This is a genomic window from Pseudomonas sp. P65(2024), assembly GCF_057480955.1.
The window spans coordinates 54,886-69,581 of the sequence record NZ_JBLIYX010000015.1; the positions used below are offsets into that span (position 1 = coordinate 54,886).

18 protein-coding genes are annotated in these 14,696 nt (G+C 63.1%); 11 read left to right on the top strand and 7 right to left on the bottom strand.

Annotated features, from left to right (window positions below; all coding sequences use genetic code 11):
* Position 1: 1 nt before the first annotated feature.
* From sctR to sctN, 5 genes are all read right to left on the bottom strand, one after another.
* Positions 2 to 655 (bottom strand): type III secretion system export apparatus subunit SctR, encoded by a 654-nt coding sequence (gene sctR / locus AC25MA_RS19160; protein WP_028692489.1) that lies wholly within the window; start codon positions 653 to 655, stop codon positions 2 to 4.
* Positions 652 to 1,575 carry a type III secretion system cytoplasmic ring protein SctQ gene (sctQ, locus tag AC25MA_RS19165; protein WP_062361115.1) on the bottom strand — a complete coding sequence of 308 codons (924 nt, stop codon included), beginning with the start codon at positions 1,573 to 1,575 and terminating at the stop codon, positions 652 to 654. The genes sctR and sctQ overlap by 4 nt, the downstream gene beginning before the upstream one ends.
* Complete coding sequence (locus AC25MA_RS19170) at positions 1,572 to 2,078, bottom strand: type III secretion system needle length determinant (protein ID WP_486972325.1); 507 nt, start codon at positions 2,076 to 2,078, stop codon at positions 1,572 to 1,574. The genes sctQ and AC25MA_RS19170 overlap by 4 nt, the downstream gene beginning before the upstream one ends.
* Positions 2,079 to 2,406: 328 nt before the next feature.
* Positions 2,407 to 2,877 (bottom strand): type III secretion system stalk subunit SctO, encoded by a 471-nt coding sequence (sctO, locus tag AC25MA_RS19175; RefSeq protein ID WP_083242053.1) that lies wholly within the window; start codon positions 2,875 to 2,877, stop codon positions 2,407 to 2,409.
* A complete protein-coding gene (gene sctN, locus AC25MA_RS19180) occupies positions 2,868 to 4,196 on the bottom strand; it encodes a type III secretion system ATPase SctN (protein WP_062361198.1) in 1,329 nt (442 codons plus the stop codon). Before sctN ends, sctO begins: the two co-directional genes overlap by 10 nt.
* 208 nt (positions 4,197 to 4,404) lie before the next feature.
* On the opposite strand from sctN, the gene AC25MA_RS19185 reads away from it, so the two are divergent.
* The 11 genes from AC25MA_RS19185 to AC25MA_RS19235 all read left to right on the top strand — a co-directional run bounded on the left by AC25MA_RS19185 (position 4,405) and on the right by AC25MA_RS19235 (position 13,765).
* Positions 4,405 to 5,247, top strand: a complete 843-nt coding sequence (locus AC25MA_RS19185) for an HrpJ domain-containing protein (RefSeq protein WP_062361121.1) — start codon at positions 4,405 to 4,407, stop codon at positions 5,245 to 5,247.
* Positions 5,228 to 5,512, top strand: coding sequence for a TyeA family type III secretion system gatekeeper subunit (locus tag AC25MA_RS19190; RefSeq protein WP_062361122.1), 285 nt, complete (start codon positions 5,228 to 5,230; stop codon positions 5,510 to 5,512). Before AC25MA_RS19185 ends, AC25MA_RS19190 begins: the two co-directional genes overlap by 20 nt.
* 2 nt (positions 5,513 to 5,514) lie before the next feature.
* Positions 5,515 to 5,886 (top strand): type III secretion system chaperone family protein, encoded by a 372-nt coding sequence (locus tag AC25MA_RS19195; protein ID WP_051555750.1) that lies wholly within the window; start codon positions 5,515 to 5,517, stop codon positions 5,884 to 5,886.
* Positions 5,887 to 5,981: 95 nt separating this feature from the next.
* Positions 5,982 to 6,239: a type III secretion apparatus assembly protein SctX gene (gene sctX / locus AC25MA_RS19200; RefSeq protein WP_158216127.1), complete on the top strand. Its 258-nt coding sequence runs from the start codon at positions 5,982 to 5,984 to the stop codon at positions 6,237 to 6,239.
* A gap of 4 nt (positions 6,240 to 6,243) precedes the next feature.
* Entirely contained in the window at positions 6,244 to 6,573 is a 330-nt protein-coding gene (gene sctY / locus AC25MA_RS19205) for a type III secretion apparatus assembly chaperone SctY (RefSeq protein WP_028692481.1), read from the top strand.
* Positions 6,570 to 8,669, top strand: coding sequence for a type III secretion system export apparatus subunit SctV (sctV, locus tag AC25MA_RS19210; RefSeq protein ID WP_028692480.1), 2,100 nt, complete (start codon positions 6,570 to 6,572; stop codon positions 8,667 to 8,669). Before sctY ends, sctV begins: the two co-directional genes overlap by 4 nt.
* A gap of 258 nt (positions 8,670 to 8,927) precedes the next feature.
* Positions 8,928 to 9,776, top strand: a complete 849-nt coding sequence (locus AC25MA_RS19215; protein ID WP_486972314.1) for a virulence-associated V antigen — start codon at positions 8,928 to 8,930, stop codon at positions 9,774 to 9,776.
* 8 nt (positions 9,777 to 9,784) lie between these two features.
* A complete protein-coding gene (locus AC25MA_RS19220; RefSeq protein ID WP_081791636.1) occupies positions 9,785 to 10,291 on the top strand; it encodes a SycD/LcrH family type III secretion system chaperone in 507 nt (168 codons plus the stop codon).
* Positions 10,281 to 11,441 (top strand): type III secretion system translocon subunit SseC family protein, encoded by a 1,161-nt coding sequence (gene sctE / locus AC25MA_RS19225; protein WP_158216128.1) that lies wholly within the window; start codon positions 10,281 to 10,283, stop codon positions 11,439 to 11,441. The genes AC25MA_RS19220 and sctE overlap by 11 nt, the downstream gene beginning before the upstream one ends.
* Before the next feature lie 14 nt (positions 11,442 to 11,455).
* Complete coding sequence (locus AC25MA_RS19230; RefSeq protein ID WP_486972315.1) at positions 11,456 to 12,277, top strand: hypothetical protein; 822 nt, start codon at positions 11,456 to 11,458, stop codon at positions 12,275 to 12,277.
* Positions 12,278 to 12,532: 255 nt separating this feature from the next.
* Positions 12,533 to 13,765, top strand: a complete 1,233-nt coding sequence (locus AC25MA_RS19235) for a hypothetical protein (RefSeq protein ID WP_247284299.1) — start codon at positions 12,533 to 12,535, stop codon at positions 13,763 to 13,765.
* Positions 13,766 to 13,819: 54 nt separating this feature from the next.
* Here AC25MA_RS19235 and AC25MA_RS19240 read toward each other — a convergent pair whose 3' ends face one another.
* Together AC25MA_RS19240 and AC25MA_RS19245 are read right to left on the bottom strand one after the other, a co-directional pair.
* Positions 13,820 to 14,257, bottom strand: coding sequence for a YqaA family protein (locus AC25MA_RS19240; protein ID WP_028692475.1), 438 nt, complete (start codon positions 14,255 to 14,257; stop codon positions 13,820 to 13,822).
* A complete protein-coding gene (locus AC25MA_RS19245) occupies positions 14,257 to 14,685 on the bottom strand; it encodes a DUF411 domain-containing protein (protein ID WP_028692474.1) in 429 nt (142 codons plus the stop codon). Before AC25MA_RS19245 ends, AC25MA_RS19240 begins: the two co-directional genes overlap by 1 nt.
* Positions 14,686 to 14,696: the final 11 nt, after the last annotated feature.

The window sequence follows — 14,696 nt, forward strand, 5'->3', positions numbered from 1 at the left end:
GTCAGCCTCCGTAGCTCAGCACCAGGCCATGGGAAAGTCGCCCCCAGCCGTCGAGCAGGACGAACAGCAGCAGCTTGAAGGGCAGTGAAATGGTCACAGGCGACACCATCATCATGCCCATGGCCAGGAGGATGTTGGAGATGATCAGGTCGATGGCGATGAAGGGCAGGTAGATCAGGAAACCTACCTCGAAGGCCCGGCTCAGCTCGCTGATGGTGAACGCCGGCAGCAGCACCAGCAGGCTGTTGCCGTCGACCCGCTCGGCATAGTGCTGGGGCCAGAGTTGGCGGGTGCTGTCGAGGAAGAAAGCGCGTTCGCGCTCGTTGACCTGGCTGTCGAGAAAAGCGCGAAACGGCGCCATGCCTTCGTCGAGAAAGCGCTCGACCGAACGGGCATCGCCGAGGGTGGTCTCATGGGCGTTCAGGTAGTCGTAGGTGGCCATGCCCACCGGGGCCATGACATAGAGGCTGAGGATGATCGCCAGGCCATACAAGGCCATGTTTGGCGGGATCTGCTGGACACCCAGGGCATTGCGCAGCAACGAGAAGACCACGGCCATCTTCAGGAACGAGGTGGCCATGACCGCGATGAACGGCACCAGTGACAGCAGCGCCAGACCGAGGATCAGGCTCAGTTCGTCCGGCAGCTGGATCATGTCGGTTGCTGCTCCAGCAGGCGGTCGACTCGCACCCCGAGGCGGCCGTCGATCTGCACCAACAGACCGGTGCCGATGCAGCGCTGGTTGGCGAGGATGCGCACCTTGGCATCCACAGGGCTGTGCAGTTCAATCAGCGCTCCAGGTTGCAGGGTCGACAGTGTGTGCAGGTCGAGAGTCTGGCGACCGACTTCGAAGCTGACCGGGATGGGCAGTTGCTCCAGCGCTTGCAGCGTAGTGTCGGCCACAGGGGGGGTATCGTGCATGCGGACTAGCTCCAGATGTGTGTCTTCGAGTTGCAGCTCGGCCCAGGGGTGGCCATCGAGCACGCCCAGCAGTCGCGGGGAACTTGGCGTACCGGCAGGCAGTAGCAGGATGTCGCCCGAGCCCAGGTCGCGCAGGTCGTGCAACGTCAATTCGAGGGCGCGCCACTGCAGCGAGAGGTTGAGCTGGATGTTCAGGCGTTCGCGTAGTGGACGCCGTGGCAAGGCCGCCAGCATGTGCTCGCTGTCGCCTTGTACCCAGCAGGGCAGCAGGCCCTGCGCGCTTCTCAGCGTCACCTGCAGACCGGGTGTGCGGTCGATGGTGTCTGCCGGCTCGATGCCCAGGCATTGCAGGCCGGGTAGGCGAGGGGTGTCCCGTTGCAGCACCGCCAGCTGCAGTGCGCTGGGGAGGCTGGCGAAGTCGGCTGCCTGCAACTGTGGTGCGAGCCATTGCGCCAGCTGCTGCCGACGACACAGCAGGCGAGCCGGCACGCCGTGCCAATCGATTAGCACGGTCAGGTCCAGGTCATCGCCTGGAGTGCTGACGCTCAGCGAGACCTGCCCTTGATCGTCGGCATAATGGGGTTGGCGATGGCTCAGTGACTGCTGCAAGCGCAGTTCCTGAGTGTGGGCGACAGGCAAGTTCGATGTACTCATGGTTCAGGCCAGCCTTCGTCCTCTACATGGCGCTTGTTGCGCGAGCCTTGATGGTTGTCGCCATTTGCGCCAAAGCCGAGGCTGACCGGCTGTGCGGGATCGAGTCGTTGCAGGCGCTCAAGCAGGTCCGTACCGGCCACCTGCAATTGCCGCAGGGCGGCCGGCGCAGCCTGGATCTCCACCTGCAGGCCAGCGCTCGCAGGGTTCATGCGTACTTCGACCTGGCCCAGCTGAGGTAACTGCACCTGCAACAGGGCCTGTTCGCGGTTGCCAGTCCTGCTGACGAACAGTTGCAGTTGCAGGCGCTCAACAAGCGTCTGCAGATCCTGGACGGGGGCAGCGACAGTTGATGACAGGCCCTTGTCGATCAGGGGGCGCTCGCTCGATGGGATGGGGGGGCAAGGATTGGGTCGATATCGCGGAGTAGCAGACGATCCGGCACGTTGTTGGTATTGTCGTGGACATTTTGAGGGCCCGCCTCGGCTCGACGTGCTTCGGTCAATGAGGTTGGCTCGACTGCATCAGGTATCGCTGGCATGGGCTCCGGAAGGGGACGTTCGATGACGTCCTCGAGCAGCGCAGGTCGTTCTGCTGCGCAGGCGCGCGGGCACTTTGCGATCAAGTCAGCCATGTTCAGGACCACTTGGGTGACAGGGCGTTCAGGGCAGGCTTCGTCCTGGGTGGGTCGATGGCCAGTCTCCTGCGGCGTCCTGCGCTTTATCCGTGGATCTTCCAGCAGGTGTTCGAACAACCGTCGCTGCTCGTTGCATGGCCTAAGTCCAGGCGTTTCAGGCAATCGGTTGTCCGGCAGCGCAGGGACAGGCTCGGTGTTCAGCATGGAGAACCTCCCTGGCCATGGCGCTCCTCCACTTCGAGCTCCTGGCTGTGCTCTGTACGCCGAGCGGTTTGCCGGGAAGCTTGCTCGTGCAGCTGCTTGAAACTGTCCAGCTGTTGTCTGGCCTTGGCGAGCTTCGTTTGCGCCTGCTGGCGTGCCGAGTGCTGGCGCATCAGCGCGTCCTCGCAGGCCACGACCTGTCCACGCAGGCTCGCTTCGCGCTCACCGAGCAGACCGACCTGTCGACGCCAGTGCTCCAGGCCATGGAGGTTGGTCAGGCGGCCCATCTGCGCATCGAACAGACGCTGTTCCTCCTCGAGGGCCCAGCGCCGATAAGTCAGATGCACTTCGAGCGATTGCGCCTGGTCCGCCTGGGCTGCCTGCAAGCGGACCTGTTGAGTGTGCGCTTCGCGCTCGGCCCGTTGCAGCCGGCGTTGCATGATGGATAACAGGGCGGTCAAGGACACCGGGCGATCTCCAGCAGTTGTTCGAGGCTCTGTTGCAGCGAACTGCGCTCATGCGGCGCCTGGCACAGCCAGGCGCGAATGGCATCGCGCTTGTCGATGGCCTGATCCACGGCAGGGTCCTGGCCTCGGGTGTATTCGCCGACTCGCAGCAGCAGCTCGACTTCTTCATAGCACGCCATCCACTGGCGCAACTGGCTGGCGGCGGCGCGGTGGGCAGGGCTGACCACCTGGTGCATCACCCGGCTGACCGAGCGCAGCACGTCGATGGCCGGGTAGTGGTTGGCCGCCCCCAGTGCCTGGGACAGCACGATATGGCCATCGAGGATCGAGCGGGTTTCCTCGGCGATCGGTTCGTTCAGGTCATCGCCTTCCACCAGCACGGTGTAGAGCGCGGTGATCGAGCCCTTGTCCGCGTGCCCGGCACGTTCGAGCAGGCGTGGCAACTGGGCAAACACCGACGGCGGAAAGCCGCGTCGAGTCGGCGGTTCGCCCGCGGCCAGGCCGATCTCCCGCTGGGCCCGGGCGAAGCGGGTCAGCGAGTCCATCAGCAACAGGACCTTGCGGCCCTGATCACGGAAATACTCGGCCACGGTGGTGGCGACGAAGCCCGCACGGGCCCGCTCCATCGCCGGACGGTCGGAGGTCGCGACCACCAGTACCGCACGGCGCAGGCCCTGTTCGCCGAGCTCATGGTGAATGAACTCGCGCACTTCTCGGCCGCGTTCGCCGATCAAGGCGAGGACGATCACGTCTGCCTGTGCGTTGCGCAGCAGTGAGGCCAGCAGCGTGCTCTTGCCGCCGCCGGCGGGTGCGAAGATGCCGACGCGCTGCCCTTCAGCGCAGGTGAGCAGGCCATCGATGCAACGGATGCCCAGGCTCAAGGGTGTGTCGACCAGCTTGCGGCTCAAGGGAGCCGGCGCATCCCGATGTACCGGGTACCAGGCTTGCGGCGCGGTCTGTACGTTGCCGTCGAGCGTGTTGCCCAGGCCGTCGAGTACCATTCCCAGCAGATGATCACCCACACCGACGCGATGCTGGCTACCGGTGGGGCAGACCTCGGTGCGCGTGCAAAGCCCCTGTATGTCGCCCAACGGGGCGAGCAATGCCTGGTCCTGTTGCAGGCCGATGACCTCGGCCAGCAGTTCCTGCTCATGGTCCGGCCTACGCAGCCGGCACAGTTCGCCGACCCGCACCCCAGGCGCCAGTGCACGGATCAGGGTGCCGGTGACCTGGGTGACCTTGCCGTTGACCTGGACCAGGGTGACGTCGTTCACGGCGGCTTTCAGGGCCTGGGGAATCTGGAGCAGCGATGGCGACATGGGAAGGGTGTTGGTGCGCAAAGGAAGGACGCCATTCTAGGAGGCTTGCCATGGGGCGGATTTCACTGTGAGTCGCATGTTTTTAGATTTCGGCCGCCCTCTTTGACGCCTTCCGAAAGGCTAAAAAGAAGCGCCCGGCAATGACAGTAAGGCTCATGGCAGGCCTCTAGCATGCCGCTCATTCATGTAGTTCGATAATGAGGTGGGCATGAGTGTAGGCATCGGCTTAGCGCAGGTTGAATCGGCGGTGGTCGTCGGGGGCGGATGGGAAGGGCAGGCAACCATCCAGGTGCGGCAGGTAACCCCGATGGGGCAGCAGGTCGAGATGGCGGAAGAGGTGTCGATGGCGTTCTCGTCGTTGGCCAATGCCCGGCTCGGTGCCCGTAGCCGCATCACCGATGCGCGCCAGCATGGCTTGCAGGCAGGCCAGGCGGCCGAGGAGATGCTGGCCAAGGTGCCGGATGTGCAGCGTCGTGCCCTGGATGAACTGGTGGCCTGGTTGCGCCAGCATCCCGATCTGACGCCGGGAGAGTTGCAAGCACGGCTGGATGGGTTTTCAGGCGAAGCCTGCCATCGCTACCTGGCCTTGGCCTATGCCCGTGCCGCATTGGGCAATATGGCTGATGACAGCGGCTTGCCTGGGAAGCTAGATCAGGCCATGGCGGGCATGGCGCAGGCGCAGGGCCGGATGATCGAGCTGGGAATCGAGATCGGTCCGCTGGCCCAGGCTACCCAGGAACAGGGGGTCGCCGAAGTGGCCGCGCTGCGTGGGGTGTACTGCGATTTTTTGTGTGGTTATCGCGGTCTCAAGCACGCCTGGGATGAGCTGCGCGCACGCTTCGGTGACGCGGCCATCGGCGATGTCGCCCAGTTCATGCTCAACGGCCTGGCCAGTCATATCAGCGGGCCGTCCTCGCACCTGGACAGCAATCAGCTGCAGCAGGTCATCGGCGACATGAAACTGGTGCAGGCCCTGAAGAAACTGGAAAGCGACACTACCGCGCTGTTCCGCCAGCTTGCCGGAGAGCCCAGTGGCGTACGGGCCTTCTGATCTGGTCAGCGACCTCTTGGCGCTGATCGACAAACGCTGGGCCGGCGAGCAGGACATCCTGCGCCTGCTGGCCGTGCTGCCGCTTGCTCCTGGCGGGCAACGCATCCACTGCCTGCGTGAACTGCAGCGCATCTTCCGGCTGTTGCCTCTGCAGGTTTTCAGCGATGAGACCCAGCGCGAGCACCTGCTGATGGTCTGTCAGTTGACCATGGACCGGCTCATCGACGATGAGGAAGCGTCGCTGCGTGGCGTGCGGGAGGAATGAGCATGGACCCTTGTAGCGAGGCCATCGTCCGGTTCTGCCGCGATCAAGGCGTGGTACTGGCGCATCTGCCGGAAACACGGCTACGCCTGGATCTTCCGGATATCGGTGTCCTGCAGTTCGAGCGGCTGGCGGGCCAGGTGACGCTTTGGCTGAGCTTTGCCGTGCAGGGCGCATTGTTCGAGCATGCCATGTCGAGTGCCCTCAGGCATGTCCAGGACCACCAGGTACCTGGGCAGCTGTTGCGATGCGGCCTGCTGCCTGACGAACGTCTGGTGTTGCTGGTCAGTCTCGATGAACGTCGCGTGACGAAACAGGTATTGCACGAGGCTTACCAGTTGCTGTCGCGGATGCGCGTCGAAGTGCTTGCGGCATGAGCCTGATAGAACGAGGCGGGCAGCTCCATGCCCCGTGGCTGCAATCCTTGGCAGCCGACACCGTGTTCCCCCGATCGGTTGGCGAACCGCTGCCGATGCCTGGGCAACCTGTGCAGGCACACCTGCGTGAGCTGTACCCGCAGTATCGGATGGCAAGCCTGCGGCTGTCGTACGCCAGTCCCGAACAGGAGCTGCGTGCCCTGTACGACCCACATCGCTTCGCCATGACGCTGGGCTCCCTGGCAAAGCAACTGCTGAGCGCCAAGGAGCGCCAGGCGGCGGTACTGCTGCAAGCGTTGCTGGCCGACCGGCACGCGCTGGCGTGCTACGCGAACCTTCTGCTCAAGGTATGAACAGATGCAATTGACGATCGAACAGTGTGATGTCCTGCAACTGTTGGCCTGGCTTCATCTGCGATGTGGACGACCTGACGGTGCGCAAACATTGCTGGAGGTGCTGTTGCGGGTTGATCCCGATCACCTCGCCGGGCGGCGCGCTTCGGTAGTGGCCGCCCTCGAGCTGGGCGACTGGGCGCGCGCCGAGCAGCAGTGCCTGACGCTGCGTGACGCCGGCGAGCAGCAGGCATCCTTATGGCTGTGCTTGAGCCAGGCGCAGCAGATGGCGGGCCGCCTGGAGCAGGCGCAGGCCACCTTCGCCGAGTACCTGCGACTCAAGGATCAGTCATGAACACCTTGACCCGGATGCTCGGCCATGTCGGCGCGCGCAAGGACCTGATGCTGGCGGTGATGCTGCTGGCAGTGGTGTTCATGATGATCCTGCCGTTGCCGCCGCTGTTGCTGGACCTGCTGATCGCCCTGAACATTACCATCGCCGTCGTGTTGATGATGATGTCGGTGTACGTTGTCTCGCCGCTACATTTCTCGGTGTTCCCGTCGGTGCTGCTGGTCACCACGCTGTTTCGCCTGGCGCTGTCGATCAGCACCACGCGGATGATCCTGCTGGAGGCCGACGCCGGGCAGATCGTGCAGACCTTTGGCGACTTCGTGGTCGGCGGCAACCTGGTGGTGGGCTGCATCCTGTTCCTGATCATCACCATCGTGCAGTTCCTGGTGATCACCAAGGGTGCCGAGCGGGTGGCGGAGGTCAGCGCGCGGTTTTCCCTCGATGCCATGCCGGGCAAGCAGATGAGCATCGACGGCGACCTGCGCGCCGGGGTCATCGACGTCAACGAGGCCCGTTCGCGCCGTGGCGAAGTGGAAAAGGCCAGCCAGATGTACGGGGCCATGGACGGGGCGATGAAGTTCGTCAAGGGCGATGCCATCGCCGGTTTGGTGATCATCGTGGTCAACTTGCTGGCTGGGCTGGCCATCGGCGTGATGCAGAAGGGCATGACGGCGGCCGACGCCTTGCAGCTCTACGCGGTACTCACCGTGGGCGACGGCATGGTCAGCCAAGTGCCGGCGCTGCTCATCGCCATCACCGCGGGCATCATCGTCACCCGCGACGGTGAAGGTGCCCGCGACCTGGGGGCGAACATCGGCAGCCAGGTGATGGCGCAGCCCAAGGCCTTATTGATCGGCGGCGCGCTGCTGGCATTGTTCGGTATTATCCCAGGGTTTCCGACGTTTACTTTCTTCAGCCTGGCGCTGTTGGTTGGCGGCGGTGGCTGGTGGGTAATCCGCCAGCGACGCATCGAGGAGGACGGCCGGCAGCAGAGCGGTGGCCTGCCGGCGCTGTTGGCCAACGGCGCCGGCGCGCCTACGCTCAAACCAACCGGCAGGGCGAAGTTGGCCGGTGATACACAAGCTTTTGCTCTGACCGTGCCCTTGCTCATCGATGTGGACAGTGGCCTGCAAGCCGCCCTTGAAGCCGTCTCGCTGAACGACGAGCTGGCGCGGGTGCGCCAGGCGCTGTACCTGGATCATGGCGTGCCGTTTCCCGGCATCCGCCTGCGTTTTACCAGCGCGCTTGGCCCCGGCGAGTACCGCATCCTGTTGCAGGAAGTGCCGGTGGCGCGTGGGCGGCTCATGCCGGAACGGCTACTGGTGCAGGAAAAACCCAGCCAGTTGGCGCTTGTCGGCGTGTCCTATGAGGAAGGCGAAGCCCTGCAGCCGGGGCGTGTGGCGCTATGGGTGGAGCAGGCGCAGCGTGAGCGCCTGGAGCGCGCCGGGTGCGCCTTCCTGGCGATCGACCAGGTGCTCGCCTGGCATCTTTCGCAGGTTTTGTGCGAATACGCCGGGGATTTCATCGGCATCCAGGAGACCCGCTACCTGCTGGAGCAGATGGAGCAGGGCTATGGGGAACTGGTCAAGGAGGTGCAGCGCATCCTGCCGTTGCAGCGCATCACCGAGGTCTTCCAGCGGCTGGTGGGCGAGGGCATCTCGATCCGCAACATGCGCTCGATTCTCGAGGCTCTCGTGGAGTGGGGGCAGAAGGAAAAGGATGTGGTGCAGTTGGCCGAATACGTGCGCAGCAGCCTCAAGCGCTACATCTGCTACAAGTACGCCAGCGGCCACAACCTGCTGCCGGCCTATCTGCTGGACCCTGCGGTCGAGGAGATGATCCGCAGTGGCATCCGCCAGACCAGCGCCGGCAGCTACCTGGCGTTGGAGCCGGCGCAGAGCGACGCCTTTCTCGCCCAGGTGAAAGCCGTGGTGGGCGACCTGCAGGATGTTCAAGCCAGGCCCGTGCTGGTGGTGTCGATGGATATCCGCCGCTATGTACGCAAGCTGGTCGAGGGCATCTATTTCGAGCTGCCGGTGCTGTCGTTCCAGGAGCTCACCACGCAGATCAACATCCAGCCGCTGGGGCGAATCGGCTGACGCTCATCGGGTGTCAGAAAGCGTTATCCGGAAACTACAAAATCGCGGCCGGGCCTGACGGAGCGGTTGTTCGCCCTTCAATAGACTCATCTGCATGTACCCCAAGAAGGGTACCTGGCCAACCGGATACAGATGATGAGCAGTTCTATTGAAGCAAGTAGTCGCCCTGTCCCATTGCCGTATGTAGACCGTGTCGCGCCGCCGGACACCTGGCAAGACATAAGGCGCCTGGAGGAGGTCCTGGATCAACACGGGATCATGGCCATGGGCGGCCAGGGGCAGCCGCTGGACCTGGTACATCGAGCGCAGGCCATCGAGCAGTTGTTGGGCCCCGAGGGGCAGGCGCGCCTGGTGCAGAGTCGTCCCTATTTCGAGGGGTTGCTGGCGCGACCGCTGCCTGAGCAGCATGTCGATGCGCTTTGCCAGTTGCTCGAGGCTTATGCCGGCTGGTTGCCGGGAGCTCCCTTGCAGTTGCAGAACCTGGGTGAGCGCTTGCGCATGGACGAGCTGGTGATGGCGGCGATGGGCCTGCGCATGCGCAAGCAGAAGGCCGAACGCACCGAGCTTAGCGAGCAGCTCAGGTGCCTCACGGCGGAGCTGAAGATCTTCAGCGTGATCCAGTCGAAGGTCAACGTGGTGATGGCTGACAAGGGCACCTTCAAGCTGGAAGACGGTAGTTTCAACCTCTTCGACCGCAAGCTCTATGACCTCGATGCGGACAGTTGGGAGAAGAGTTTCGAGCGCCGACTGCTCTCGAGCCTGGACACGTTCAAGCCCACCTTCAACGGCTCTGGGGTCGTCACGGTGCGGCATTTTCTCGAGGGCACGCAATCCGTCACTGCGTCGAGTGCAAGCGGTAGCCGCCTGCACAAGGTCAGTGGGCCGATGACCGATCTGAAAGCGCAGTACGCCTGGGACAAGGACAACAACCCGTTGGCCAATTTCTCCCAGGCATTGAGCGACCGCACCCGCATCGTCAACGACAAGGTGACCGAACAGACCACCCTGCTCAACGACGTGGGTTCGCGCTACACCACCTCCACCGAGGTGATGATGAAGTTCGTCGAGACCTGGTTCTCGATGCTGTCCAAGATTCTGCAGAACTGAGGTAGGAGATGACAGTAGTACAACAGATGGCCGGCGGCGATGCTGATGCCAACAACGTCGATGCGATCGAGCGCTTCTTCGGCGATGGCGGCACATTCGCCATGCTGCGCGGGGTTTGCGTGGCACAACTGGAAACGCTTTATGCCCAAGCGTTCAACTTCTACCAGGCGGGACGGCTGGAGGATGCGCTGACGATGTTCAAGGGGCTGGCGGCACTCAACCACTACGATCCCCGGGCGTTTCTGGGCGTGGCAGGTGCCTACCAGGCCCTTGAGCGCTACCAGGATGCATTGCCGGCTTATGCCTATGGCGCGATGCTCGCGCCGCAGGACCCGCGTTTCACCTTCCATGCCGCTCAATGCCACCAGCACCTGGGCGACCTTGCCTCGGCGCGCAGCGGTTACGAACAGGCGCAGATCCTGGCGGTGGACAGCGAACATGCCGGTCTGGCAGGTCAGGCACAGGTGCTGCTCGAGGCCCTGCAGCAGAAGGAGGGCGCACGTCATGCGAGCTGAACTTCTTCCTGTGGAGCAGCCGCTCCTGATGCCGGCTGAAATCGAATCGGAACCGCGTCTGCCGGGTGCGGCGATCCAGTTGCCCGGCGAGACCGGCACACCGTCCAGAATCGCAACGATCAAGCAGGACATGAATGTCCGGCTGGATCCTCCGGCGCCACTGGCGACGGGACAGCTACAGGGGCAGGTAGTCGACAAACTGTTCGACGCCGAAGGCCTCATGCAACCGGTGCTGGTCGCGGTACCCGATGTCGGGGCACTGATACTTGGGCAGCTCGCCGGGGACATCTCCGACGCTGAGTTGGATATTCGCCTCACCGAACTGCTGAGCCAGTTGGGTGCTCGCCAGACCGAGCTGAATCTGCAGCAGGTACGTCAGCTCACCGAGCAGAACCGCCAGCAGATGGCGCTCAACGCGCAAAAGATGGAGGAGGTGGCCCAGCGACACCGGGATGCTGGCACGGCGAGCGTGTTCGCCAAGGTTTTTGGCTGGGCCGCCGCCATCGTCTCCATCGTGGTGGGGACCGTCATGGTCGCCACCGGCCTGGGCGCCGTCGCGGGCGCGCTGATGATCGCCGGTGGCGTCATGGGCGTGGTGTCCATGTCGTTGAACCAGGCCGCCGAGGACGGGCACATCTCCAAGGAGGTAATGAAGTACCTCGGGCCGGTGCTGATGGCGGTGGAAGTCGCCCTGGCGCTGGCCTCGGTGGTGCTGACCTGCGGCGGTAGCCTCGCGGTGGTCGCTGCCCGGGTGGCCGGCAAGGTGAGTGGCAAGGTCGCTCAGGCGGTCCTGTCGGTGGGCCAGAAGATCCAGAGCGTCGCCTCCACCGGTGTCATCTCGACCGCCAGCGCGGGCACCCAGGCCAAGCTACAGATGACCCTGACAGGCGCCAGCATGGCGACCACCACGCTGTCCAGCGCCGGGCAGGCGGCCAGTTCGATCATGCAGGGGCTGGCGTTGCGCAGCGAGGCCCAGCTGGCGGAGATGCGCCTGCTGCTGGACCAGGGACACAGTTTTCTCGAGCAGTTGGCCAAGGCGCTGGAACAACTGCTCGCGGGGAAGGAGCAACGCTTCGAACAACTGCTGGAACTGTTGAACAACCGCAGCAAAGCCTGCGCCGATATTGCTTGCCGAAACGTCATTGCCTGATCAAGGAGTCAATCATGAGTCTGTCTATTTCCACTATTGATCATTCGTCCCACGTGAATGCCCAACTGCCGGTCACCGAGGGGCAGAAGGTTGGGCAGCCGCTGTGGGCGATGCTGGCCATGCCCGGTGCAGCGACGAGCGCGGCATTTGCCGAGAAGCAAGGGCGGGTAAGCCTGGATACGCCGCAGGCTACGCCCTGCAGCCAGGACCTGGAGAGCCTGCTGGCGATTCTCCGAGCCGCCATGCAGGTGCGCGATGGCAATGCGCAGGGGCGCAGGACCCAGGCCGAAGTCAGCGTGCTGGCGAGCAAGGAACAGATCGGCTGGATGAGAACCGCCAGCAATGCGCTGTTCGCCTCGGCGGCTGTCAGCGGTGCATTGGGTATGTTCACCCTGGTCAGCGGTACCACCGGGATGCTCAAAAATCTGGGGGATGCGCGGAGTATCAAGGGAGTGGAGCAAGCCAGTCATGCTGCCGAGTTTGCCAAGCCCGGTGAGGTGACGATGGCCTCAAAGAAGCTGATCGCCGAGAATCGTATCGAGGTCAAGCAACTGCAGAACGGCATCGACACCCGCAATACCACATTGCACACGCTCAATGGCGTGGCCCAGAGTGGCGCAGCCTTCGGCACGGGCATCGCCCATGCCATCAAGTCGTTGCAGGATGTCTGGGCCAAGGAGCAGGAGCTTGAGGCGGCGGTTGCCGGTAACCAGAAGGAGTTGTTCCAGCGCTGTACCGATGATTTGGCGAAGATGATCGACCAGGTGCGTCAGCTGATCCAGGAAATCCTGCGCAATGACAACCAGGGGCTCAGGGCTGCTGGCATCATGGCCTGAGAAGACCCGGTTTCTTGAAGGATGTTAGACGCCGCAAGGGTCCAGGCTCTTGCGGCTTTTTCATGCTTGCGTATCAACCAATACCGTGCCATCACACCAACGCCGAAAAGTGCAAAAAAGGCGATAAGGGCTGATGGGGCCTGATGTGCAGCGCCAGTATCGTTTGCTCAGCTTCCACCATGCTGGAGGCAAATTACTGCGGAGAAGACTTTTGTTCTTGCTGGAGTGAGAGCGGTCTTTTCCACAAGTTAAACGATGCTGCAAGAAGAGGTTTGCACGATGATTGAATCGGTTTCAACCAGTTGGGTGTGTGGCGCCGACCTGGACCCCGTCAACGCGGGCAGTGACTGCAAAGAGGTAAAAACCAGCGAAACGGCGCAGCGCCTGGCACGTCACGAGGAACCGCAGAAGCATGGCATCCTGATGCGCCTATTCATCGCGATTGCCGAGTTCCTCGGCTTTCGTTCCAGTGTGGCGACGGGGGGCGCGCAGGCCGCGGATTCGACGTCGGACGTGATGCGCTCTTTGAACGAGCAGGTGGCCAAGGGGCTGCCGGATGTCATGAGGTCGCAGGCCAACGGGATACTGGCGAAGCAGGAGCATCTGCCCACCGAGCAGTTCATGACCAGTTACACGGAACAGCTCACGGGTAGCAATATCATGCGTAACGCCAACTGCCTGTTGTCGAATATCGACATGCTGGGCAAGCTTGTGCCTGAGCTTAAGGTCGAGACAAGTATTAACAAGGTCGATATTGTCGGTGGGTACACCCTGATTGCAGCCCAGTCTCCGGACAGTATCGCGCTTATGCAGAACGACTCGATGGCTGCCGCCAAGGTGCTCGATGCGGTAATTTTCCTGGCCTCGCGATTTGCCGAGTTTCCGGATCCCGAGCAAGTGGGGGCTGAAGCGGTGGTGGAGTTTGTCAAAGAGGTCGATGCCGAGTTCATCGAACGGTTCGCCCAGAAGCCTGATCCAGTGGCGCCAGTTGTCGTGGGGGATGCAAGCGACCATACCCATCCGGTGGTGGCCGGCACATTAGCCCAAGCGAGCGCGGCACGGCCTGTGGAGCCTGAAGTGGCTTATCACGCGACGACCATCGAACAGTCTGATCCGGTAACGTCGCTCCAGGCCGTCAAGCTCGACTTTGTCAAGATTGATGATGAGGTCGCTCTGCCTACGCGTAATGACTTCAACGCGACCATCCATTCGCTACAGCGGCCGGCTAGTCCGCTCTCGCAGTCGTTCGAGCACCTGGAGCATCTTGCCGAAAAGGGCAGTGCTGCCGAAAAGGCAATCGCTTCAATGGTCCTGGACCACACGGCGGTGGGGCAGTCCCACTCCTTCGGCGACCTCTTCGGGCAGCGTAAACTGGAGCCCAATCTGTTGCAGTTCCACACCGCGCAATCGTTCATGGACACGTTGCAGAATAAGCTGGACAAGGCAGGGCGCCTACTTGGCAACCTGCAGGCTGCCAACGCGGCTTGAGCGTAACACTGGCTGAGGCCTTCGGGCTTCAGCCAGCGCTTCGAATCCCTCCGATCACCCTGTGTGAAACCCGCCCAGGGTGATCATTGCCACCACGATATAGCGCCCGCCCTTGGCCAGGGTGACCAGCAGTACGAAACGCCAGAACGGCTCGCGCATGATCCCGGCGATCAAAGTCAGCGGGTCGCCGATCACCGGCATCCAGCTCAGCAGCAGCGACCACTGGCCCCAGCGCTGGTAGCGTTGCTGGGCGCGTTCCAGCTGGCTGGCGCTGAACGGAAACCAGCGGCGTTCGCGCAGGTGATCGACGGCCCGGCCCAGCAGCCAGTTGACGATGGAACCGAGCACATTGCCGAGGGTGGCCACCAGCAGCAGAGTTGCCCAGGCACTCGGTTCGCGAATCAGCAGTCCGACCAGCACCGCTTCGGACTGCAGCGGCAACAAGGTGGCGGCGCCGAAGGCGCTGAGGAACAGCGCCCCAAGGCTGAGCATCAGTAGCTGGCGACCACGGTATCCTGGCCATCCAGGGTCACGCCGATGACTTGGTAGGCGTCCTTATGGTCACCCATCTCCATGCCCGGCGAACCCATGGGCATGCCCGGTACCGCGATACCCTTGAGGTCGTTGCGTCTGGCCAGCAGGCGTACCTGTTCGGCCGGCACATGGCCTTCGACGAACTTGCCGTCGATCACCCCGGTGTGGCACGACGCCAGGCGTGGCTCGACGCCCAGGCGTTGCTTGACCGCGCTCATGTTCGGTTCGACATGGTCGTTGACGGTGAAACCGTTGTCGCTCAGGTGCTTGATCCATTCCTTGCAGCAACCGCAGTTGGGATCGCGGTAGACATCGATGGTCTCGGCGGCCTGGGCCAGGCCGGTGACGGCCAGCAGGCCGAGGGTGAGCAGGTGTTTGCGCAGCATGGTGGAGCTCC

What these genes read in the sequence shown, in the direction of transcription:
- AC25MA_RS19185 (WP_062361121.1), top strand. Translation starts at nt 4,405, where the DNA reads ATGAGTGTAGGCATCGGCTTAGCGCAGGTTGAATCGGCGGTGGTCGTC.
- sctX (WP_158216127.1), top strand. Translation starts at nt 5,982, where the DNA reads ATGCCTGGGCAACCTGTGCAGGCACACCTGCGTGAGCTGTACCCGCAG.
- sctY (WP_028692481.1), top strand. Translation starts at nt 6,244, where the DNA reads ATGCAATTGACGATCGAACAGTGTGATGTCCTGCAACTGTTGGCCTGG.
- AC25MA_RS19240 (WP_028692475.1), bottom strand. Translation starts at nt 14,257, where the DNA reads ATGCTCAGCCTTGGGGCGCTGTTCCTCAGCGCCTTCGGCGCCGCCACC.
- AC25MA_RS19235 (WP_247284299.1), top strand. Translation starts at nt 12,533, where the DNA reads ATGCTGCAAGAAGAGGTTTGCACGATGATTGAATCGGTTTCAACCAGT.
- sctQ (WP_062361115.1), bottom strand. Translation starts at nt 1,575, where the DNA reads ATGAGTACATCGAACTTGCCTGTCGCCCACACTCAGGAACTGCGCTTG.
- AC25MA_RS19195 (WP_051555750.1), top strand. Translation starts at nt 5,515, where the DNA reads ATGGACCCTTGTAGCGAGGCCATCGTCCGGTTCTGCCGCGATCAAGGC.
- AC25MA_RS19220 (WP_081791636.1), top strand. Translation starts at nt 9,785, where the DNA reads ATGACAGTAGTACAACAGATGGCCGGCGGCGATGCTGATGCCAACAAC.
- sctV (WP_028692480.1), top strand. Translation starts at nt 6,570, where the DNA reads ATGAACACCTTGACCCGGATGCTCGGCCATGTCGGCGCGCGCAAGGAC.
- sctE (WP_158216128.1), top strand. Translation starts at nt 10,281, where the DNA reads ATGCGAGCTGAACTTCTTCCTGTGGAGCAGCCGCTCCTGATGCCGGCT.
- sctN (WP_062361198.1), bottom strand. Translation starts at nt 4,196, where the DNA reads ATGTCGCCATCGCTGCTCCAGATTCCCCAGGCCCTGAAAGCCGCCGTG.
- sctR (WP_028692489.1), bottom strand. Translation starts at nt 655, where the DNA reads ATGATCCAGCTGCCGGACGAACTGAGCCTGATCCTCGGTCTGGCGCTG.
- AC25MA_RS19215 (WP_486972314.1), top strand. Translation starts at nt 8,928, where the DNA reads ATGGCCATGGGCGGCCAGGGGCAGCCGCTGGACCTGGTACATCGAGCG.
- AC25MA_RS19230 (WP_486972315.1), top strand. Translation starts at nt 11,456, where the DNA reads ATGAGTCTGTCTATTTCCACTATTGATCATTCGTCCCACGTGAATGCC.
- AC25MA_RS19245 (WP_028692474.1), bottom strand. Translation starts at nt 14,685, where the DNA reads ATGCTGCGCAAACACCTGCTCACCCTCGGCCTGCTGGCCGTCACCGGC.